Source organism: Brevundimonas sp. FV1ye7S (assembly GCF_058680995.1).
Map to the genome: position 1 here is coordinate 2,978,620 of NZ_CM178726.1, position 19,992 is coordinate 2,998,611.

21 protein-coding genes are annotated in these 19,992 nt (G+C 69.2%); 12 read left to right on the forward strand and 9 right to left on the reverse strand.

Annotation, left to right across the window (positions count from 1 at the left end; all coding sequences use genetic code 11):
- Nucleotides 1–53 precede the first annotated feature (53 nt).
- The gene (locus ACW18C_RS14510; protein WP_492071640.1) at nt 54–1,184 is read left to right on the forward strand and encodes an aromatic ring-hydroxylating oxygenase subunit alpha; all 1,131 of its coding nucleotides are present in this window, start codon (nt 54–56) and stop codon (nt 1,182–1,184) included.
- Nucleotides 1,185–1,349: 165 nt separating this feature from the next.
- Here the strand turns inward: ACW18C_RS14510 and ACW18C_RS14515 are convergent, their stop codons facing one another.
- Nucleotides 1,350–2,366 carry an adenosine kinase gene (locus ACW18C_RS14515; RefSeq protein WP_492071641.1) on the reverse strand — a complete coding sequence of 339 codons (1,017 nt, stop codon included), beginning with the start codon at nt 2,364–2,366 and terminating at the stop codon, nt 1,350–1,352.
- 92 nt (nt 2,367–2,458) lie between these two features.
- Here ACW18C_RS14515 and ACW18C_RS14520 point away from each other — a divergent pair, with 92 nt between their 5' ends.
- Nucleotides 2,459–3,331: an ATP-grasp domain-containing protein gene (locus tag ACW18C_RS14520; protein WP_492071643.1), complete on the forward strand. Its 873-nt coding sequence runs from the start codon at nt 2,459–2,461 to the stop codon at nt 3,329–3,331.
- Here ACW18C_RS14520 and ACW18C_RS14525 read toward each other — a convergent pair.
- Nucleotides 3,328–4,791: a methyl-accepting chemotaxis protein gene (locus ACW18C_RS14525; protein ID WP_492071644.1), complete on the reverse strand. Its 1,464-nt coding sequence runs from the start codon at nt 4,789–4,791 to the stop codon at nt 3,328–3,330. The two genes, ACW18C_RS14520 and ACW18C_RS14525, sit on opposite strands and share 4 nt — an antisense overlap.
- Before the next feature lie 225 nt (nt 4,792–5,016).
- Between ACW18C_RS14525 and ACW18C_RS14530 the strand changes: the two genes are divergently transcribed.
- Nucleotides 5,017–5,463, forward strand: coding sequence for a MarR family winged helix-turn-helix transcriptional regulator (locus tag ACW18C_RS14530; RefSeq protein ID WP_492071646.1), 447 nt, complete (start codon nt 5,017–5,019; stop codon nt 5,461–5,463).
- On the opposite strand, the gene nth is transcribed toward ACW18C_RS14530, so the two are convergent.
- Nucleotides 5,460–6,215 carry an endonuclease III gene (gene nth / locus ACW18C_RS14535; RefSeq protein ID WP_492071647.1) on the reverse strand — a complete coding sequence of 252 codons (756 nt, stop codon included), beginning with the start codon at nt 6,213–6,215 and terminating at the stop codon, nt 5,460–5,462. The two genes, ACW18C_RS14530 and nth, sit on opposite strands and share 4 nt — an antisense overlap.
- On the reverse strand, nt 6,212–7,513 hold the full coding sequence (locus ACW18C_RS14540) for a flavin monoamine oxidase family protein (protein ID WP_492071648.1): 1,302 nt from the start codon (nt 7,511–7,513) through the stop codon (nt 6,212–6,214). Before ACW18C_RS14540 ends, nth begins: the two co-directional genes overlap by 4 nt.
- 123 nt (nt 7,514–7,636) lie before the next feature.
- On the opposite strand from ACW18C_RS14540, the gene ACW18C_RS14545 reads away from it, so the two are divergent.
- The 5 genes from ACW18C_RS14545 to ACW18C_RS14565 are packed head-to-tail and all read left to right on the forward strand — an operon-like array spanning nt 7,637 to nt 12,204.
- Nucleotides 7,637–8,716 carry an HlyD family secretion protein gene (locus tag ACW18C_RS14545; protein ID WP_292148885.1) on the forward strand — a complete coding sequence of 360 codons (1,080 nt, stop codon included), beginning with the start codon at nt 7,637–7,639 and terminating at the stop codon, nt 8,714–8,716.
- Nucleotides 8,713–10,320, forward strand: coding sequence for a DHA2 family efflux MFS transporter permease subunit (locus tag ACW18C_RS14550; protein WP_492071650.1), 1,608 nt, complete (start codon nt 8,713–8,715; stop codon nt 10,318–10,320). Before ACW18C_RS14545 ends, ACW18C_RS14550 begins: the two co-directional genes overlap by 4 nt.
- Nucleotides 10,320–10,934, forward strand: coding sequence for a TetR/AcrR family transcriptional regulator (locus ACW18C_RS14555; protein ID WP_492071652.1), 615 nt, complete (start codon nt 10,320–10,322; stop codon nt 10,932–10,934). Before ACW18C_RS14550 ends, ACW18C_RS14555 begins: the two co-directional genes overlap by 1 nt.
- Nucleotides 10,935–10,960: 26 nt before the next feature.
- Nucleotides 10,961–11,734, forward strand: a complete 774-nt coding sequence (locus tag ACW18C_RS14560) for a creatininase family protein (protein ID WP_492071653.1) — start codon at nt 10,961–10,963, stop codon at nt 11,732–11,734.
- 53 nt (nt 11,735–11,787) lie between these two features.
- A complete protein-coding gene (locus tag ACW18C_RS14565) occupies nt 11,788–12,204 on the forward strand; it encodes a hypothetical protein (protein WP_008261317.1) in 417 nt (138 codons plus the stop codon).
- A 126-nt stretch (nt 12,205–12,330) separates the two neighbouring features.
- Here ACW18C_RS14565 and chrR read toward each other — a convergent pair whose 3' ends face one another.
- Nucleotides 12,331–12,969: a cadmium/peroxide/UV radiation responsive anti-sigma factor ChrR gene (chrR, locus tag ACW18C_RS14570; protein ID WP_492071654.1), complete on the reverse strand. Its 639-nt coding sequence runs from the start codon at nt 12,967–12,969 to the stop codon at nt 12,331–12,333.
- The gene (locus ACW18C_RS14575) at nt 12,966–13,607 is read right to left on the reverse strand and encodes a sigma-70 family RNA polymerase sigma factor (protein WP_492071655.1); all 642 of its coding nucleotides are present in this window, start codon (nt 13,605–13,607) and stop codon (nt 12,966–12,968) included. The genes chrR and ACW18C_RS14575 overlap by 4 nt, the downstream gene beginning before the upstream one ends.
- Nucleotides 13,608–13,672: 65 nt before the next feature.
- On the opposite strand from ACW18C_RS14575, the gene ACW18C_RS14580 reads away from it, so the two are divergent.
- Nucleotides 13,673–15,028 (forward strand): NAD(P)/FAD-dependent oxidoreductase, encoded by a 1,356-nt coding sequence (locus ACW18C_RS14580; protein WP_492071657.1) that lies wholly within the window; start codon nt 13,673–13,675, stop codon nt 15,026–15,028.
- Nucleotides 15,025–15,804 carry a DUF1365 domain-containing protein gene (locus ACW18C_RS14585; protein WP_492071658.1) on the forward strand — a complete coding sequence of 260 codons (780 nt, stop codon included), beginning with the start codon at nt 15,025–15,027 and terminating at the stop codon, nt 15,802–15,804. The genes ACW18C_RS14580 and ACW18C_RS14585 overlap by 4 nt, the downstream gene beginning before the upstream one ends.
- A gap of 5 nt (nt 15,805–15,809) precedes the next feature.
- Here the strand turns inward: ACW18C_RS14585 and ACW18C_RS14590 are convergent, their stop codons facing one another.
- Together ACW18C_RS14590 and ACW18C_RS14595 are read right to left on the reverse strand one after the other, a co-directional pair.
- The gene (locus ACW18C_RS14590) at nt 15,810–16,256 is read right to left on the reverse strand and encodes an EF-hand domain-containing protein (RefSeq protein WP_492071660.1); all 447 of its coding nucleotides are present in this window, start codon (nt 16,254–16,256) and stop codon (nt 15,810–15,812) included.
- Between the two features lie 107 nt (nt 16,257–16,363).
- Nucleotides 16,364–16,861 carry a hypothetical protein gene (locus ACW18C_RS14595; RefSeq protein WP_492071661.1) on the reverse strand — a complete coding sequence of 166 codons (498 nt, stop codon included), beginning with the start codon at nt 16,859–16,861 and terminating at the stop codon, nt 16,364–16,366.
- 149 nt (nt 16,862–17,010) lie between these two features.
- On the opposite strand from ACW18C_RS14595, the gene ACW18C_RS14600 reads away from it, so the two are divergent.
- Both ACW18C_RS14600 and ACW18C_RS14605 read left to right on the forward strand, forming a co-directional pair.
- Nucleotides 17,011–17,715 (forward strand): response regulator, encoded by a 705-nt coding sequence (locus ACW18C_RS14600; protein WP_492071662.1) that lies wholly within the window; start codon nt 17,011–17,013, stop codon nt 17,713–17,715.
- Nucleotides 17,712–19,034 carry a sensor histidine kinase gene (locus ACW18C_RS14605; RefSeq protein WP_492071663.1) on the forward strand — a complete coding sequence of 441 codons (1,323 nt, stop codon included), beginning with the start codon at nt 17,712–17,714 and terminating at the stop codon, nt 19,032–19,034. Before ACW18C_RS14600 ends, ACW18C_RS14605 begins: the two co-directional genes overlap by 4 nt.
- On the opposite strand, the gene ACW18C_RS14610 is transcribed toward ACW18C_RS14605, so the two are convergent.
- Nucleotides 19,035–19,934: a LysR family transcriptional regulator gene (locus ACW18C_RS14610; protein WP_492071664.1), complete on the reverse strand. Its 900-nt coding sequence runs from the start codon at nt 19,932–19,934 to the stop codon at nt 19,035–19,037.
- Nucleotides 19,935–19,992: the final 58 nt, after the last annotated feature.

The window sequence follows — 19,992 nt, forward strand, 5'->3', positions numbered from 1 at the left end:
TCTCTATCGGCTCCATAGGGACAGACCCCGCGTCCCTCTGTTAGAAGGCGCTCATGAAGCCTGTAGACGCTCCCCCCGTCCAGTCCCCTCAAGCCGAAGCCGCCCCCTCCAAGGCGGGCGCCCAGCCCTTCGGCAAGGGGTTCGTCGCCGACGCCTGGTATTTCGTCGCCCTGTCGCGCGACGTCGCTCCGGCCGGCTTGAAACGCTACGAGATCATGGGCGAGCCCGTCCTGGTCGGCCGCACCCGCGCCGGGGCCGTCTATGCGATGCGCGACATCTGCCCCCACCGCGCCGCGCCGCTGTCGGCCGGGAAACTGGTCGAAAAGCCCGGCGAGGGCGAGACGATCGAATGTCCCTATCACGGCTGGCGCTTCCGCCCGGACGGGGTCTGCGCCGCCATTCCCTCCCTGGTCGAGGATCAGGCGTTCGAGGCGAACCGCATCAAGGTGCGCGCCTTTCCGGTGCGCGAGAGCCAGGGGATGGTCTTCGTCTGGATGGCGTCCGACGCCCGCAATCCCATGGAGCCGGACCACGCGCCCCCCGTCTTCCCGGGCGTGGTCGGCTCCGGCCCGAAACTGGTCGAGGCGATGGAGTTCGACAGCCATATCGACCACGCCGTCGTTGGCCTGATGGACCCCGCCCACGGCCCCTATGTCCACCAGCAATGGTGGTGGCGGTCCGAACATTCGATGCACGAGAAGGCCAAGGCCTTCGTCCCCGCCGATTTCGGCTGGGCCATGGCGCGCCACACCCCATCGTCCAACAGCCGGCTCTACAAGATCCTGGGCGGCGCCCCCGCGACGGAGATCACCTTCCGCCTGCCCGGCTATCGCTGGGAACATATCCAGGTCGGCGAAAAACAGGTCCTGGCCCTGACCTGCCTGACCCCGATCAGCGAGACCAGGACCCGCATCACCCAGGTCTTCTGGTCGGACCACTGGGTCTTCGACCTTGCCAAGCCCTTCCTGCGCATGGGGGTGGTCGCCTTCCTGAAACAGGACGGCGGCATGGTGAACCTGCAGAACGAAGGCCTGCGCTACGACCCCGCCCTGATCTGGATCGACGACGCCGACAAACAGGCTAAATGGTATCAGCAGCTGAAGCGCGAATGGGCGAAGAGCCGGGCTGAGGGGAGGGAGTTCGTCAACCCGATCCAGCCGACGACGCTGCGGTGGAAGAGCTGAGTTGTAAGACCCTCTCCCGCCGGGAGAGGGCTTGAGCGCCCGAGAGCGTCAGCGATCGGTCTTGCGCGAAAGGGTGAGGGGCACAGTGGTGCGAATTGGCCCACCGGCGGACCCCTCATCCGGCCCTTCGGGCCACCTTCTCCCGCAAGGGGAGAAGGAAAATGTTTACAGCTTCAGCCCGTTCTCACCGGCCAGATCGGCCAATTTCACCATCGGCCGCGGGCCCCAGTGGGCGATGACTTCGGACGCCGCCAGCGAGCCCAGCTTGCCGGCCTCTTCCAGCGTCAGGCCGCGCGCGACGCCCAGCAGGAAGCCGGCGGCGTACTGGTCGCCGGCGCCCGTGGTGTCGATCACCTTGGCGACCGGATAGGCGGCGACCGTCACCCGCTCGTCGCCGGCGATCACCACCGAGCCGTGCTCGCCGCGCGTCACAGCGGCGATCTCGACGATGGCGGCCAGTTTCGCGGCGGCGGCGTCAAAATCATCGGTTTCGAACAGGGCGGCCAGTTCGGCTTCGTTGGCCAGGACGATGTCGGCCGACTGTTCGATGAAGCTCAGCAGTTCGGCGCGCCAGCGGGCGACGACGAAGGTGTCGGACAGGGTGATGGCCACCTTGCGGCCGGCCTTGTGTGCGGCGGCGGCGGCGCGTTCGAAGGCGGCGCGGGCCGGGGCCGGGTCGAACAGATAGCCTTCCAGATAGACGATCTGGCTGGCGCCGATCAGGGCCTCGTCGATGTCGTCGGCGTACAGCTGGTTGGCGGCGCCCAGGAAGGTGGCCATGGTGCGCGCGCCGTCGGACAGGACGTTGATCAGGCAACGACCGGTGCCGAAGCCGTTGTCCGCTCCGCCGGTCAGGACCGGGGTGTCGAAATGCACGCCGGCGGCGCGGATGTCGTGGCTGAACACCTCGCCCAGGACATCATCGGCCACCTTGCCGATATAGGTCGCCCGGCCGCCGAACGAGCCGACGCCCGCCACGGTGTTGCCGGCCGATCCGCCCGAGGCCTCGACCCCCGGCGCCATGGCGTCATACAGGGCGGCGCTGCGTTCGGCGTCGACCAACTGCATCGAGTTGGGGGCCAGGTCCTGGGCCGTCAGGAAGGCGGCGTCACAGGGGCTGAGCACGTCGACGATGGCGTTGCCGACAGCGCAGACGTCATATTGGGCGGTGTTCTGGGTCATGGTCGCGCCTTAGCGGTTGAAGGCCCGCACGTCACCCGAAAACATATAAGGAAGCCCTTATATGCATCGGCGGGTTGCGATACGGAGGCGTCATGATCCAGATCGCCGTCCTGACCCCCGATCCGACCGACACATCCTACATCGGCCGCTGGCCCGAGGTGCTGACACGGCTGACGGCGACGCTGGAAGGGACCGGCGCGACGGTTACGGCGACGCCCTGGACCGATCATATCGAGGACGCCTCGGGTCTGGCCGCCTATGACCTGATCCTGCCGGTCATCGCCTGGGGGTATCACCGCGACCACGCCCGCTGGCTGAAGGCCTGCGCGACCTGGGCCGGGGCCGGCCTGCCGGTCGCCAATCCGCCCTCGGTGCTGGGCTGGAATTCGGACAAGACCTATCTGGCGCGGCTGGCCGACAAGGGCGTGCCCATTCCGCCGACGCGGTGGAGCAAGGCGATCACTCAGGACCAGGTGGATGCGGCCTTTGCGGAAACCGGCGCCCCGGTGCTGATCGTCAAGCCGACCGTCTCGGCCGGCGCCTTCCGCACCCTGCGTCTCACGCCCGGCCAGGCCCTGACCGATGCGCCGGAAGGCCCGGCGATGATCCAGCCCTATCTGAAATCCATCGAGACCGACGGCGAGACCTCGCTGCTCTTCTTCGGCGGCCGGTTCAGTCATGCGGTCAACAAGCGGCCGGTTCCCGGCGACTTCCGCATCCAGATGCAGTTCGGCGGCCTCCACACGGCCGTGACGCCCGACGCGGCGGCCATGGCCCTGGCCGAACGCGTGCTGGCCGCCATTGACGACCCCCTGCTCTACGCCCGCATCGATCTGGCGCGCGACGACGCCGGGCGCTGGGTGCTGATGGAGGCGGAACTGATCGAGCCCGACTTCTATCTGGACCATGATCCGGCCGACGGCGCCGGCTTCGCCCGCGCCGTCAGCGAACGGCTGGGCGGCTAGAAGCCCGCCTGACGCGAGCGGGCCGGCGCCCGATCGGCCGCAAAGGCCGCGATCCGGGCGTGGGCGTCACGAATCGGGGCCGGGGCGCGGTCGGCGCCGCCTTCGCTGACCTGGAACCGTCCGACCAGGTGCGTCAGGTCCGACGCCTCGCGGCTCAGGCTCAGGCTGGCGGCGGTCGATTCCTCGACCATCGCGGCGTTTTGCTGGGTGACCTGGTCCATCTCGTTCACGGCCGTATTGACCTCGGCCAGGGCCAGGGCCTGTTCCTGGGTCGAGGCGCGAATCTCGCCCATCAGATGGGTGATGTCGTTGATGCGCACGGCGATGGCCGACAGGGCCTCGCCGGATTCGCGGACCAGCACGACCCCGCTCTTGACCTGGGTGCTGCTGGTCGAGATCAGGGTCTTGATCTCCCGCGCCGAGTCCGCCGACCGCTGGGCCAGGGCCCGAACTTCGGAGGCCACCACGGCAAAGCCGCGACCGGCTTCGCCCGCGCGCGCCGCCTCGACCCCGGCGTTCAGGGCCAGAAGGTTGGTCTGGAAGGCGATTTCATCAATGACGCCGATGATCTGGCCGATCTGATCGGAGGATTTCTCGATCTCGCCCATGGCGGTGATGGCGCGCTGGACGACGGCGCCGCCAGTCTCGGCCTGGCTGCGGGTCTGGCCCACGACCACATCCGCAGCCTGAGCGTTCTCAGCCGCCTTGCGGACGGTGGCGGTGATCTCGTCCAGGGCGGCGGCGGTCTGCTCCAGACCGGCGGCCTGACGTTCGGTGCGACGCGACAGATCCTCGGCTGCGCTGCTGATTTCATTGGCGCCCGACTGCATGGACCCCGCGTTGCCGCGGATGACGGCGACCGCCTCATCCAGGGCCGCCATGGCGCGGTTGAAGTCCTCGCGCAGAATGGCGTAGTCGCCGGGGAAGGCCTCGCCGATCCGATACGACAGGTCGCCGGCCGCCATGGCCGACAGGCCGCGCCCCGTGGCCTGGACGACGGAAGCCTGAACTTCGGCCGCCACGCGATCAGCCTCGGCGCGGCGCTCGCGCTCGACCTCCGCCGCCGTGACGTCGGTCGCGAACTTGACGACCTTGTAGGGTTTTCCGTCAGCGCCGAAGATCGGGTTGTAACTGGCCTCGATCACTGCACGGGCGCCGCCCTTGCCGTAGCGGATGAACTTTTCGGCGATGAACTCGCCCGCGTTCAGCCGACGCCAGAATTCCGTGTAGGCGGGCTTGGCGGCCTCGGCAGGGTCCATCAGCATGCGGTGATGGCGGCCCTTAACCTCGGCCAGTTCATAGCCGATCACCGCGAGGAAGTTCGGATTGGCCGTGATGATGGTGCCGTCCAGCTCGAACTCGATCACGGCCTGCGACCGCTGAACCGCCGCCATCATGCTGCGCAGCTCGGCGGTCTCCGCCGCATCGGGGGAGGGGCGGGGCTGGAAGAAGGATTTCATGACGGACGTTCTACGCGAGCAGTTGATGTTCTGAAGCGTGACATCAATTCGTTACGACGCGGCGCCCATGTATTTAGCCTAGACAAGCATCTAAATAGTGCATCCACTCGTATTTGGAATAAGCGCGGCAAATCACGATAGGCGATCATTCAACCCTGAATATCGCAATCCAAGGACCTGCCATTGTTACAGTTGCTTTCTACAGCATTATCGCCCCGCCAAGTTTTGCAACTGAAAATCGCTTTCGCCATCACCTTGGCGGCCCGGCGTTTCCAGACCGTAGCCGCCGAAGCCCGACAGGCCTGCGGCCAGGAGGCGGCGCGGACCAGTCTGCTCTACTTCCTGGAGGAATCTCCCAGAGGCCTGACCCAGACGGAGCTGGCGAGCCGTCTGGAGATCTCCGGCCCCAGCCTGACCCGGCAACTCGACAAGCTCGAGAGGCTGGGCTTCGTCAGCCGGCGCCGCATGATCGGAGACGGCCGGGTGCGTCTGATCATGATCGAGCCGGCCGGACGCGAAGCCTTGCTGGAGTTGGACGTCCACGCCTCCGAAATGCGCGACCGCATATTCGGGGATATTCCACAGGCGGATCTGGAAACAGCCCAGCGCGTGCTGGACAAACTGGCGGCGCGCCTGGCCGTCCATCCAGGCCTGGCCGCGAAACCGTCCTAGCCCGCCTCGCCCAGCGCCATCAGCCCCGCCCTCGACGGGCACAGGTCGGCGATGACGCAAGACAGGCATTTGGGTTTGCGCGCCGTGCAGGTGTAGCGTCCGTGCAGGATCAGCCGGTGGTGCGCCTTGGGCAGCCACTGCTCCGGCACGACCTTGAACAGCTGGGCCTCCACCTTGTCCGGCGTGGCCGCATTGGCCAGGCCCAGCCGGTGCGAGACGCGGAAGACATGGGTGTCCACCGCGATGGCGGCCTCGATCCCCAGTTCGTTCAGCACCACCGACGCCGTCTTTCGCCCCACGCCCGGCAGGGCCTGGAGATCGGCCCGGTTCAGCGGAACCTCGCCGCCGTGCTTCTCCAGCACCAGGCGGGACAGAGCGATCACATTGCGGGCCTTGCCCCGGTACAGGCCGATCGAGGCGATGCAGGGGATCAGCCCCTCCTCCCCCAGGGCCAGCATCTTCTGCGGCGTGTCCGCCACCCGGAACAGCCGCTCGGTCGCCTTGTTGACCGACACGTCCGTCGCCTGGGCCGACAGGGCCACGGCGACGACCAGGGTGAAGGGGTTGGAGAAGTTCAGCTCGGTCTTCGGCTCGGGCATGATCCCGGACAGACGCTCGAAAATCGTCTCGACCCGGTCCTCGTCCGGCGGCCAGCGCAGTACGGGCACGGATGCGCCGGTCATCACCGCCGGACGTTTCGCACCGGGCGTCTTGGCCTTGGCGACAGGTTTTCGGGCCTTGGGCGGCGTCATGCCTCGCTGTCGCCGTCGTCGCGACGCGGGTCAAGACCCAGGCTGGCCAGGGCCGCGTCCGCCGCCCGCTCGCCCTCCATCCAGGCGCCGTGTGCCGTGCCGTAATAGACCGGCGCCGTCGCCTCTCCCGCCAGGAAGATCCGGTCCTCCACCGCGACCCGCAACCTGGCCCGATCCCCGGCATGGCCCGGCAGGGCGTGGGAATAGGCGCCGCGCGACCAGGGATCGACGCCCCAGTTCGACACGGCCACGGCCTCCAGCCGCCGCCGCAGGTTCGACCCCAGGGCCGCCACCAGTTCGGACACGGCGAAATCGACCAGGGCGGCGGGCCCCTCCGCCTCCAGCCCCCAGGCCAGCCCGGCGCCGAAATAGGCCTCGATCATCGGCCGCCCGAACGGCCGCAGGTGATAGCCGCCGGTCTCCGCCGTATCGGTCCGCGTCCACAACTGGGTGTCGGGCTGGAAGTCGCCCGCGCCCCGCACCGTCATATGCACCTTGGACGCCAGCCCCAGAGGCATGCCCGCCGTCGCCTCCAGCCAGGCCGGAACCGGCGGGTCGATCCGCACCGTCTCGGTCGCGATCAGGCTGTTGGGAACCGTCAGGATCACGACCCGCGCCGTCAGCTCGCCCCGGCTGGTCTCCAGCCCCAGCAGGGGTCCGGAGCGGTCGATCCGACGCACGGCGCAGTCGCGCACCACGACGTCGGACACCGCCTCGCCTAGACGGGCGATCAGCCGGCCATAGCCCTCGCGCACCCGCCAGTTCACCCCGGTGTCGCCATAGGCGTCATAGTCCAGGCTGGACACCTCGGCGAACCGCGCCCCGTTCAGGGCGCCCGAGATGGCGTCCATCCGGGCGTTCCAACGGCAGTCGGGGTCGAAGAAGTCGGACGCGGGCCTGTCTTCACCCCGCCCGGCCGCTTCCGTCACACGCTGGTCGAAGGCGGCGAAGGCCTCGCCGAACTCGGCCAGATCGGTCCGCGTGACCTCGTGGTCGAAGGCCTGGGTCCGCCACGGCGGCGGCGTCTGGTCCAGCGTCAGCCCCTCGGCCTCGACCCGCCCGGCCAGGACATTGTCGTCGGCCGAGTGCAGCCAGCCGCAGCCCATGTCCAGACCCTCGCCCTCGACCCGCGCCGTCCAGGCGCGCCCGCCCATCCGGTCGCGGGCTTCCAGCACCAGAACCGACAGGCCGGGCCGCATCAGCCGGCGTGCGGCGGCGATCCCGGCCGCGCCCGCGCCGATCACGACGACATCGACCTGGGACGGCAGCGGATTGGAGGCTCGGGCGCGGTCGCTCATGGGTCGAGGACATACACGAAAAGAGGCTTTGATCGGCCTCTTCGCGATTGGACATTGATTTTTGGACGGCGACGTCCATTTTAGCCTCGCTTCAAAACGCCGCACCCTCCCCCCGGATGTCCCATGTCGCCTGAACTGAAGAAACGCCTGCCCCTGGTCGCCGCCATCCTCGTCGGCCTCGCCCTGATCGCGGGCGGGATCGTCTGGTGGATCAACGGCCAGAGGTGGGAAAGCACCGACAACGCCTTCGTCCAGGCAGACACCACCCTGATCAGCCCCCAGCTGGCGAGCCGGGTGACCGAGGTCCTGGTCGGCGACAACCAGCGGGTCGAGGCCGGTCAGATCCTGGTCCGGCTGGACGACGCCAATCAACGCGCCGAACTGGCCCGCGCCGAGGCCAATCTCCAGGCGGCCATCGCCGCCGTCGGCAATGTCGACGCCCAGGCCGAGCAGGAGAAGGCCGCCATCGCCGCCCGCGCCGCCGCCGTGACCCAGGCCCGCGCCCAGGCGGGTCTCGCCCGCGCCGAGGTCGACCGCTACGGCAAGCTGGCCCAGCAGGGCTGGGTCTCGCAGCAGCGGATCCAGACCGAACGCGCCGGCGCCGCCACCGCCGACGCCAGCGTGCAACAGGCCCAGGCCGCCCTGGTCGCCGAACAGCGCACCGCCGGGGTGCTGGGCTCGACGCGCGAACAGAGCGTCGCCGCCGTCGAACAGGCCCGCGCCGTGGTCGAAACCGCCCGCATCGCCCTGGAACGCACCGTCATCCGCGCCCCCATCGCCGGCGTCGTCGGCGCCCGCAGCGTCCGGCCCGGCCAATACGTCAACGCCGGGACCCAGCTGCTGTCCATCGTGCCCCTGACCCAGACCTATATCGTCGCCAACTTCAAGGAGACCCAGCTGGACCGGATGCGCCTCGGCCAGACGGTCGAGATTTCCGCCGACGCCTTCCCCGGCCGCAAGATCGAGGGCCGGATCGACAGTTTCGCCCCCGCCACCGGGTCCGAATTCGCCCTGATCCCGGTCGAGAACGCCACCGGCAACTTCACCAAGATCACCCAGCGGGTGCCCGTGCGGATCGTCGTCAGCGGCGCCGACCGCAGCCTGGCCCTGCGTCCCGGCCTGTCGGTTGACGTCAAGGTCGATCTGAAGAGCCAGGGCGGCCAGAGCTTCGCCGAGGCCTCCATCGGGACGCCTCGCCCGTGACCACCGCCAACCCGGCTGCGGCTGGGGGCGGGGTCACGCCGCAGAGCCCCGTCGCCGGCCATCCCGAGATCAACTGGACCATGCTGCTGCTCGGCTTCGCCGGCATGGTGGTGGGCCAGTTCATGGCCATTCTGGACATCCAGATCGTCGCCGCCTCCCTGCCCCAGATCCAGGCCGGGGTCGGCGCCTCGGCGGACGAGATCAGCTGGATCCAGACCGCCTATCTGATCCCCGAGGTGGTGATGATCCCCCTGTCCGGCTTCCTGTCGCGGCTATGGGGCACCCAGAAGCTGTTCCTGGCCTCGTGCGCCGGCTTCGTCCTGATGAGCATCGCCACGGGCCTGTCGACCTCCATCGACATGATGATCCTGTTCCGGGCCATCCAGGGCTTCGTCGGCGGGGCCATGATCCCGACCGTCTTCGCCGTGGCCTTCACCGCCTTCCCGCCGGACAAGCGGGTCACGGCCAGCGTGGTCATGGGCCTGATCGTCACCCTGGCCCCGACCGTCGGCCCGACCCTGGGCGGACACCTGACCGAATGGCTCAGCTGGCGCTGGCTCTTCTTCATCAATGTGGCGCCGGGCCTGCTGGTCCTCTTCCTGGTCGGCCGCTACGGAAACTTCGACAAGGGCGACCCGTCCCTGGCCAAGGGCTTCGACTGGTGGGGCCTGGGCTTCATGGCCGTCTTCCTGATGAGCATGCAGTATGTGCTGGAGGAGGGCGCCAGGAACGACTGGTTCGACGACACCTCCATCCTGCTGCTGGCGGTGGTCGCGGCCGTGGCGGGGCCGGTCTTCGTCTGGCGCTCGCTGACCTATCGCCAGCCGATCGTCGAGTTGCGCGCCTTCACCAACCGCAACTTCCTGGTCGGCTTCATCATGACCTTCACAGTGGGATTCGCCCTGTTCGGCGGCACCTTCCTGCTGCCGCTGTTCCTGGGTCGGGTGCGTGATTATTCGTCGGCCGAGGTGGGCACCACCATGGTGGTTTCCGGCCTGGCCATGTTCGCCACCGCCCCCTTCGCCGGGCGACTGGTGCGCAAGATGGACGCCCGCATCCTGATGTTCGGCGGCTTCATGATGTGCGCCTGGGGCATGTGGGAGGCGCGGCTGGTCACGGACGAATGGGGCTTCTGGCAGTTCGCCTCGGTCCAGGCCTTCCGGGGCGTCGGCGTCATGCTGGCGATGATCGCCTCGCAGCAGGTGACGATGGCCACCCTGCCGCCGCACATGGTCAAGAACGCCTCGGGCCTGGTGAACCTGTCGCGCAACGTCGGCGGGGCCTTCGGCCTGGCGATCCTGAACACCGGCCTGACCACCAACACCGCCGTCCATATCGGCGAACTGACCAGCGGCATCGCCCAGGGCGACCAGGCCATGCGTAATATGATGGCCGGCATGGCCCAGCGCTTCGCCGGCACCATCGACCCCGCCGCCTCGGCGATGAAGGCCGTCTATGGGATTCTGCAGAAACAGGCCACGACCATGGCCTTCGGCGACGCCTTCGCCCTGCTGGGCATCATGTGCGCCGGCGCCGCCTTCGTCACCCTGCTGGCCCAGCCGGTCAAGGCCCAACCGGGCGCGCCCCCGTCGGACGCCCACTGATGGCCCGCCGCCGGGGTCAGGTCGACGAGAAGAAGAGCGAGGCCATACTGGAGGCGGCCGCGACCCTGTTTGCCGAAAAGGGGCTTTCGGCGTCGATGGAGGAGATCGCCCGCCTCGCCGGGGTGTCGAAACAGACGGTCTACAACCGCTTCGCCTCCAAGCTGGAGATCGCCAAGGCCATGGCGCACGAGAGGGCCGAGGCGATCGTGGCGCCGCTGAGAACGAGCGGATCGCCCCTGATCGTGCTCGAAGCCTTCGCCCAGGGCCTTCTGACGCTGGTCTGTCACCCCGACAAGGTCAGTTCGATACGCGGGGTGGTGCTGCTGTCGGCCGATGCGCCCGAACTGGCCCGGACGGTCTATGAGGCGGGGCCGCGCCGCAGCCTGAGCCTGCTGTCGGCCTGGCTGGCGGAGCAGACCCGCGCCGGACAGCTGAGCGTGCCCGACCCCGACGAGGCGGCCGAGATGTTCACCGGCCTGGTCCTGGGTCACGCTCATTTGCGGTCTATGCTGAACGTGCCCCAGATCGACGATGAACGCCGCGCCCATCGCGCCCGAGAGGCCGCGAGGATCTTCGTCACGGCCTATGCGCCGAAGGTGGATCAGGCTAGTTGAGACCCGTCGCGTAGAGGAGTTCGCCCATGCTGATCCACCTGTCGTCTTGGCCCGAGATCGACGCCCAGATCGCGTCGGGCCGGCCCCTGTCGAAGACGGTCGTCGTGCCGATCGGCTCCAACGAGCAGCACGGGCCGACCGGCCTGTTGGGCACCGACTGGCTGTGCCCCGAGATCATCGCCCACGAGGCCGAGCGTTCGGACGCCGCCCTGATGGTCGCCCCCACCTTCAACATCGGCATGGCCCAGCATCACCTGGCCTTCGCCGGCACCATCAGCCTGCGCCCCTCCACCTTCATGGCCGCCATCACCGACTGGGTCTCGTCGCTCAGCCGCCACGGGTTCGAGCGGATCTATTTCCTCAACGGCCACGGCGGAAACGTCGCCACCATCGAGGCGACCTTCTCGGAAATCTACGCCGAATGGAGCTTCATGGAGGAGGAGCCGCCCTTCATCCTGAAGCTGAAGAACTGGTGGGACCTGCCGGGCGTCCAGGGCCTGTGCAACTCGATCTTCCCCACCGGCCACGGCATGCACGCCACCCCGTCCGAGATCGCCGTGACCCAGGCCGCCTATCCCGACCGGATCAAGACGGCGGAATACGCCCCCAAGATCGCCCCCAGCGGCCCGATCCGCGACGCCCTCGACTATCGCGCCCGCTTCCCCGACGGCCGCATCGGCTCCGACCCGGCCCAGGCCAGCCCCGAGAAGGGTCGCCGCATCATCGACCTGGCCGTGCCCGCCCTGCTGTCCGACGTCGCGGCCTTCGCCGCCGAGGCCCGGCCCGGAGACGCGTCCTGACCCGCAAGACCTGCGCCACCGGCGTTCCAACACCGGCTGTTCTGGGCGCCGAAATGCTGTCCGCCTCGGCCGAGGTCATCGCGGCGCGCACCACCCTGATGGTCCACGGCCTGACCGATCCGGCCGGCCAGGACAGGGTCGAACTGTCGCTGATGAGCTCGGAAAAGACCGAGGCCCTGTCCGCCTCCGCCGCCGCGCTCGCCGCCAGCGCCGGGACCGTCGGCAAACGCCTGGGCCAGGCCGCCCTGGACGAAGGCGCACGCGCCCTGCAAGCGGCGACTGAAATCGCCGGCGCCCGGACCCCGGCCGAAGCCGCCCAGGCCCAGTTCCGCTACGCCCTGGGCTGGTGGAGCCGCGCCGCCGGCCAGGCCCTGACCCTGAACGCCGAACTGACCCAGGCCCAGACCGACGCCCTCACCCCCATCCACAAGACCGCCGTCGCCAACGCCAAGCGGTTGAGGAAGTCGTAGGGGCAACCGCCAGGAGGTGGGGCGCCCTCCCACGTCCATGCGAAGGGCGTTTGGGGTGCGGCGTTCGCCGTGGCCTTCCGGGCCCCTATCCGGACCTTCACATGGTCGATCTCGGTGCGGTCTCGCCTATAGCTTGATGAACGGCTGCATCAGCCGGCCCAGCCAGCCGTCCAGTTCGATCTGCCCGTCCAGCGCCACCACGCACAGGCAGGGATCGGGCGAGACCACGCGCGGCTGGTGCAGCACTTCGCCGTCCGCCTCCTCGAAGTCGCCGACGTCGAACCGGGCGGTTTCGGTGGCGTAGGCGCCGTGGATGACGCAGGTCAGTTCGATCCCGCCGTGGGTGTGGCGCGGCGTCTCACGCCCCGGCCCGATTTCCAGCAGGATGACGCGGCAGTCGCCGTCGCGCGGCGCATGGACGTCGCGGGCGCGCATGCCCGGTCCCAGCCATCGCCACGGTCCCAGCGCATAACGGCGCAGGGGTTCAGGCAGGCCGACCATGTCGTTCAGCGGCGTAGACGCCAGAACCTGTCCGGCGTCGGCCTCGGCCCGCGCCAGGACGCGCGCCAGGGCGTCGTCCGGCATCGGTTCGGGCTCCAGATCGTCCAGCAACTCGCCGCCCACGGACTGAAGCGTGCGGACCCAGGCGTCGTTCTGCGGCCGCATCGCCAGATGGGCGGCGACCACCACGGCCTCGGGCGGGCTGAGGGTGCCGGCCGCATAGGCCAGAAGCCGTTCTTCGGAGGGGTTGCGACCGCCGGTCATGCCTCGCCTCCCTTTTCATCGTCCAGCAGGGTGCGCAGTTTGATCATGGCCTTGCGTATTCGGGATTTGACTGTGCCCAGCGGCAGGTCCAGCCGCCGGGCGATTTCGGAATGGGGATTGTCCTGGAAGAAGGCCAGACGAAGGACCTCGATCTGATCCGCCGTCAGCCGCGCCATGGCCGTCTTCAACCGCGCCGCGTCCTCGGCCATCAGCACGATCTGGTCCGGGCGTTCCGGCTCCTCCTGCGACAGTTCGATCTCGGGCATGGGCGTGCGCCGCGCGTCCTGGCGCAGCACGTCCAGGCGCCGGTTGCGGGCGATGGTGAAGATCCAGGTCGCGGCCCGCGCCTTGGAGCTGTCGAACAGTTCGGCCTTGCGCCAGACGGTCAGCATGGCGTCCTGGGCGAAGTCCTCGGCCGCCCCCGCAGGCGCGCCGGCCTTCATCAGATAGGCCTTCAGACGCGGCGCGAAATGTTCGAACAGGCGCGCGAAAGCCTCGCGGTCGCGCCGTAACGCCACCGCCTCGATCAGCCGGTCATGCTCGCCGCCCACAGCCGTCACGGGTGGCCGAATCCGCTGATAGGTTGAAACCTGTCCATGCATGGAACCTAGTACGGTTCTGGCGAAAGTCTGGATCATTTCGTGATCCGGCCGCGTGCGCGGCGCGTATCTTCGCCACCTGTAGCCCGTCGTTTGGAGTCTTTATGGCCTTGTCGTCCCCTTCCAGCGAGACCGGTCCGCGCCTGCGGATCGCGGTGGTGGGCTCGGGGATCGCCGCCCTGTCCAGCGCCTGGCTGCTGTCGAAGCGCCACGACGTGACGATCTATGAACGCGACGACCGCTTGGGGGGCCACTCCAACACCGTGGGCGTCCGCACCCCGACCGGAGAGACGGCCGTGGACACCGGCTTCATCGTCTTCAACGACGCCACCTATCCGAACCTGATCGCCCTGTTCGCCCATCTGGGGCTTGAGACGCGGGCCACCGACATGTCCTTCGCCGTCTCCCTGGATCAGGGCCGGTTCGAATACGCCGCGCCCGCCCTGTTCGCCCAGCGCCGCAACCTGTTCCGCCCGCGCTTCTGGTCGATGCTGAAGGAGATCCTGCGCTTCTATCGCTCGGCCCCCGGCGGCATGGCCGCCCTGGGCGACAGCGACGTGACCCTGGGCCAGTATCTGAAGCGCGAGGGCTTCAGCGAGGCCTTCCGCGACGACCATCTGCTGCCGATGGCCGCCGCCATCTGGTCGTCGCCGGCCCATACGCTGATGGATTATCCGGCGGAATCCTTCCTGCGCTTCTGCGGCAACCACGGCCTGCTGAAACTGGTCGGCCGGCCCCTGTGGCGCACCGTCGTCGGCGGCAGCCGGGCCTATGTCGAGGAACTGGCCCGTCAGGTCGGGGCCGGGCGAAAGGGCGACGCAGTCCGGCTCCGGCGCGGGGTGGACCAGGTCCAGCGCGTCGACGGCGGCGTCGTGGTTCATGACACCACCGGCGCCCGGGAGCGGTTCGACCATGTCGTCATCGGCGCCCACGCCGACCAGGCCCTGGCCATGCTGGCGGAGCCCACGGCGCAGGAGCGCGATCTGCTGGGCGCCTTCCGCTACAGCCGCAACCTGACCATCCTGCACACCGACGCGGGCCTGATGCCCCGGCGCCGGCGAGCCTGGGCCTCGTGGAACTATATCGGCGCGGACGGCGGCCTGTGCGTCACCTACTGGATGAACAGGCTCCAGGGCCTGCCGGGCCAGGACCTGTTCGTCACCCTGAACCCGCCGCGCCCGCCGGCCGCCGGAACCCTGTTGCGCAGCGAAGTGTACGAGCATCCGATCTTCGACCCTGCCGCCATCAAGGCGCAGAAGTCGCTGTGGAGCCTGCAGGGCCAGGGCGGCGTCTGGTTCTGCGGCGCCCATTTCGGGGCCGGCTTCCATGAGGACGGGCTTCAGTCCGGTCTGGCGGTGGCCGAACAACTGGGCGGGGTGCGTCGTCCCTGGACCGTCGAGAACGAAAGCGGCCGCATCCATCTGTCCTCACCCTCGATCCAGATGGAACCGGCGGCGTGACAGGCTCGGCCCTCTATGTCGGCAAGGTGTTTCACGCCCGTCTGCGGCCGACGCCGCACCGGCTGAACTACCGCGTCTTCTGGCTGATGCTGGACCTGGCCGAGATCGACGCCCTGCACGGCCGGCTGAAGACCTTTTCACGCAACCGGTTCAACCTGCTGTCCTTCCACGACCGGGACCACGGCGACGGCTCGGACCGTCCGTTGCGGGCCCAGATCGAGGCGCGGCTGGCCGAGGTCGGGGTGGACGTCGGTCAGGGCGCGATCCGTCTTCTGACCATGCCGCGCGTCTTCGGCTTCGTCTTCAACCCGATCAGCCTCTATTACTGCCATCACGAAGACGGGCGGCTGGCCGCCATGGTCTATGAGGTCACCAGCACCTTCGGCGAGCGGCGGTCCTATGTCCTGCCCGTCCTGGCGGCCGACGCCCAGGCCGGCCGGTTCCGGCAACAGACCGACAAGCGCCTGTATGTCTCGCCCTTCATGGCCATGGGCATGACCTATGACTTCCAGGGTCAGACGCCGGGCGACACCCTGGGCCTGGTCATCAACGGCTCGGACAGCGAGGGCCTGCTGATCGCCACCAGCATGAGCGGCGCGCGTCGGCCGATGTCCGACCGCGCCCTGATCGCCGCCGCCCTGTCCATGCCCCTGCTGACGCTGAAGGTCGTGGCCGCCATCCATTGGGAGGCGCTGAAACTCTGGCTGAAGCGCGTGCCCCTGACCCGCAAGCCCGCGCCGCCCCCCGACGTGCTGGACCTGCGGCACAGGGGTTAGGGGCCTCAGCCGCCCAGGGTCATGGCGCGTGTCAGATCGGCGATTTCGTCGCGGGTGACGAAGCCGTCGCGGTTGCGGTCGGCGGCGGCGAAACGGTCTCCGTTCAGGGCGCGGAACTCGTTCAGATCGACGGCGCGGTCATTGTTGCGGTCGATGGCGCGCAGCTTCTGAATCTGCTCGCGGCTGGGTCGCCGCTGCGGAGAGGGGGCGCCGTCCGGGCGCAGGGCGCGCAGTTCGGACATCGTCAGACGGCCGTCGCGGTCGGCGTCGGCCCGGGCGAACCGGCCCTCGCGCGCAGCGTCGAACTCGACCCGCGACAGGCGCCCGTCATTATTGACGTCCGCCTGCTGGAACAGGGCGCGACCGGCGCCGGTCTGGGTCTGGGCGGGCGCGGCCGTGGCGACAACGGCGATAGCCGCGGCGGACAGGACGGACAGAACAAGGCTTTTCATCGGGCTCTCGATCGGAAAAGGGGCCCCGGCCGCACGGTTGGGGGGACGCGGCCGGGGCGACGGGCGAAGCCGGGGGTGAGGCGCTCCGCCCGAACCGGGAAAGGGGGTCAGTAGGGGCGGGTGACTGTAGAACTGCGCGTGGCGCCGTTGTTCTCGGTGGCGGTGCGGTTCACGGTGACGCCGTCGTCGTCGCGATAGGCGTCGATCTGGCGGTCATAGCCGTAGCCGTGCGAGGTCTGCCCGCTGGACGACCGGCTGTAGTGGTCGTCGCCGTAGGCGGTCGAAGCCGCGCGGGTCTGGGTGTTGCCGGCCGGGCCGGTGCGGACGGCCGTCGTGGCGTAGCCGTTCCCGGTGTCCACCGTGGTCCTGGCGCGGGCGCTGGACCAGCCCTGGCCGTCCACCGATCCATAGCGGGAGACCGAGGCCGAGCCGGGGCTGCGATAGATATCCGCGCCGCGCATGGCGCTGTGCTGGGCGCCGGTGACGCTGGCCGAGCGGTGGCGGGAAACCGATTGAGCCATGGCGCTGTCGGCCGCAGCGACGAGGCCGGCGACCACCAGCAGGCCCGTCAGGGCGGCGGCTGCGAAGGGACGACGGGAGGTCATGGGCAGGCTCCTTGTGCGAGGTCCGGCCTGTTCCGGACGACTGCAGACTGACAGATCGGCCCGTCCGGGGTGTGTCGCTCCGGCGCCCGTGCGTAACAGCGTGTATCCTCTACTGGCGGGGCCGAGGCGGTTGCGCCAAAGCTTTCCCCATGACGACGGCTTTGATCCATCTGGTCGAGGACGACCCCGAAATCCGCGACTTGGTCTGCGCCCTGCTGGCGCGCGAGGGTCTGGACTGCGCGGCCTTCCCCGACGCCGCAGCCTTTTGGCGAGCCTGGGCGGTCCAGCGGCCGGACCTGGTGGTGCTGGACCTGATGATGCCGGGCGAGGACGGCCTGTCGGTCTGCCGCCGCATCCAGGGCGCCGTCCCGGTGCTGATCGCCTCGGCGCGAGGCGAGCCCATGGACCGGATCGTCGGGCTGGAGGTCGGGGCCGACGACTATGTCGCCAAGCCGTTCGTGCCGCGCGAGCTGGTCGCCCGCATCAAGGCCCTGCTGCGTCGCCGCGACCGGGCCGAACCCCGGCCGCCGGCCCGCCGTCTCGCCTTTGGCGGCTGGCGCCTGGACCTCGCCTCCCGCGCCCTGACCGATGCGGATGGCCAGGCGGTGGAACTGACCGGCGGGGAGTTCGACCTGCTGGCCGCCTTCGTCAAACGCCCGCAGCAGGTCCTGTCGCGCGACGACATCATGGACGTGCTGAAGGGGCGTCAGGCCGACGTCTTCGACCGCTCCATCGACATCCAGGTCTCGCGCCTGCGCCGCAAGCTGGGCGACCATCCCCGCGAGCCCCGCCTGATCCGAACGGTGCGCAACGCCGGCTATCTGTTCACCGCAGACGTCGAGGTCCAGTCGTGAGACGGTTGGGCCTCGCCAACCGCCTGACGCTGACGCTGGTCCTGGTCGTGGTGGCGCTGCAGGCGGTCAGCGTCCTGGGCCTGATGAGGTTCCAACGCGGCGATCAGGACGAATGGCGCCTGCCTGTGCCGGTGCGGATCGCCGCCGCAGCCGCCGCCCTGGACCGCACGCCGTCGCAAGAGCGGGACGACCTGCTGGTGGCCCTGAACGGCGACGCCACCCGCTTCTTCATCGCCGACGGGGTTCCGGCCGGCTATCGCGTGCACGGCGGGCCCCTGCCCGCGCTGTTGCGCAGCTATGGCGCGGCGCTGGGCGCGCGCGACGTCCGCCTGCTGGTTCCCGAGGAGCGCCGCCGCTTCCGCCCTCAAGTCCAGCGACGACAGACCGCCGTCTATGCGGTGTCGGTCGCGTTGGCGGACGGCCAGAGGCTGGTGGTCGCGCCGGGCCTGGGGCAACGTCGCCGCAGCATGGCCATGGCCGCCCTGGTGTTCAGCCTGCTGGTCGGGCTGACGGCCGCCTTCCTCGTGTGGCGGATGGTGCATCGGGCGACCCGCGACCTCCAGGCCATCGCCGACGCTTCCGACCGTTTCGCCCGCGATCTCGGCGCCCCGCCGATGGACGAGACCGGCCATGCCGAGGCGCGCCGCGTGGCCTCGGCCTTCAACCGCATGCGGGCGCGCATCAAGGCCCTGGTCAGCGAGCGCATGCGGATGCTGGCCGCCGCGGCGCACGACCTGAAGACCCTGATGACCCGGCTTCGGCTACGGGTCGCCCTGATCGAAGACCCGGACCAGCGGGCGCGGGCGGACCGGGACGTGGCCCTGATGGCCACCTTGATCGAGGATGTGCTGCTGGTCGCGCGCGGCGAGGAGCGGCCGGTCGTTCTGGCGCCCATCGATGTCGTCCGGCTCCTGACGGACCTGGTCCATGAGCGTCAGGCCCTGGGCCAGTCGGTGACGCTTGAGATCCTCGAACCCGGACGGGTCCAGGCGGATTCCGGCGCGCTGCGTCGGATCATCGAGAATCTGGTCGAAAACGCCGTCGCCTACGCCGGCGCCGCCGAAGTCAGCTTCCGGCGCGACGACGATCGCTGGCGGCTGGCTGTGGTCGATCACGGGCCCGGCCTCAGCCCCGGTTTTGCAGACCAGGCCTTCGAACCCTTCGCGCGGGGCGAGGCGTCGCGCAGCCGCGAGACCGGAGGTTCAGGCCTGGGCCTGGCGATCGCCCGTTCCCTGGCCGAGCAGATGGGGGCCAGCGTCCGCCTGGAAACCACGCCCGGCGGCGGCCTGACCGCCGTAATTCTGTTCAGGGCCGACTGACTACCGCGCCGAGGACTCTATGATCCCCGACAGGCCCTCGACCAGGGCGTCGAAGACGGTGCGGCAGCGGGCGTTTCCGCGCAGATCCTCGTGCATGACGATCCAGGTCTCCAGCGCCATATGAAAGGCGTCGGGCAGGACGCGGACCAGATCCGGCTGGCGCGCCGCGAGGGCGGTCTGACATATCCCGATGCCGAATCCGGCGCGGATGGCCGCCAGCTGGGCCACGTCGCTGTCCACCCTCAGGGCGAAGGCGTCGCGGCTCAGGGCCGGATACTGCTGGACCGCAGCCCGGATCGCAGGGGTTTCGACATCATAGCCGATCAGGTCGTGATCCTTCAGATCGGCCAGGGTCCGGGGCGTCCCGCGTCGCGCCAGATAGTCGCGATGGGCGTGCAGGCCGATGGCCAGGGCGCCGACATGGCGCGAAACCAGGGCCTGCTGCTCGGGCCGGACCATGCGAACGGCCACATCGGCCTTGCGCTGCAACAGGTCGTCCAGTGCGTTGGACGGCGACAGCTCCAGCGCCAGCCCCGGATGGGCCTGACGCATCCGGGCCAGTATGGGCGGCAGATGTTCGACCGCCACCACCTCGCTGGCGCTGATCCGCACCGTGCCGGAGAGGGCCCCGCCCCCACCCTCGACTGTGCGGCGCAGGGCGGCCGAGGTCGCGGCCAGCCGCTCGGCCAGGGGCTTCAGCTCCAGAGCCGCGTCCGTGGGGGACAGGCCCCGGGGCGTGCGCAGGAACAGCTTGGCGCCCAGGGCCGTCTCCAGGGCGTCGATATGGCGGGCGATGCTGGGCTGGCTCATGTCCAGACGCCGCGCCGCACCGGACAGCGACCCCTCGCGCAGCACGGCGTGGAAGGTGCGATACAGATCCCAACTCGGCTCACTGTTCATTGGTTTTCGTATAGCAGGTGCAGATATTTCGACAATTCCGTTGATCCGGCGTTCGGTC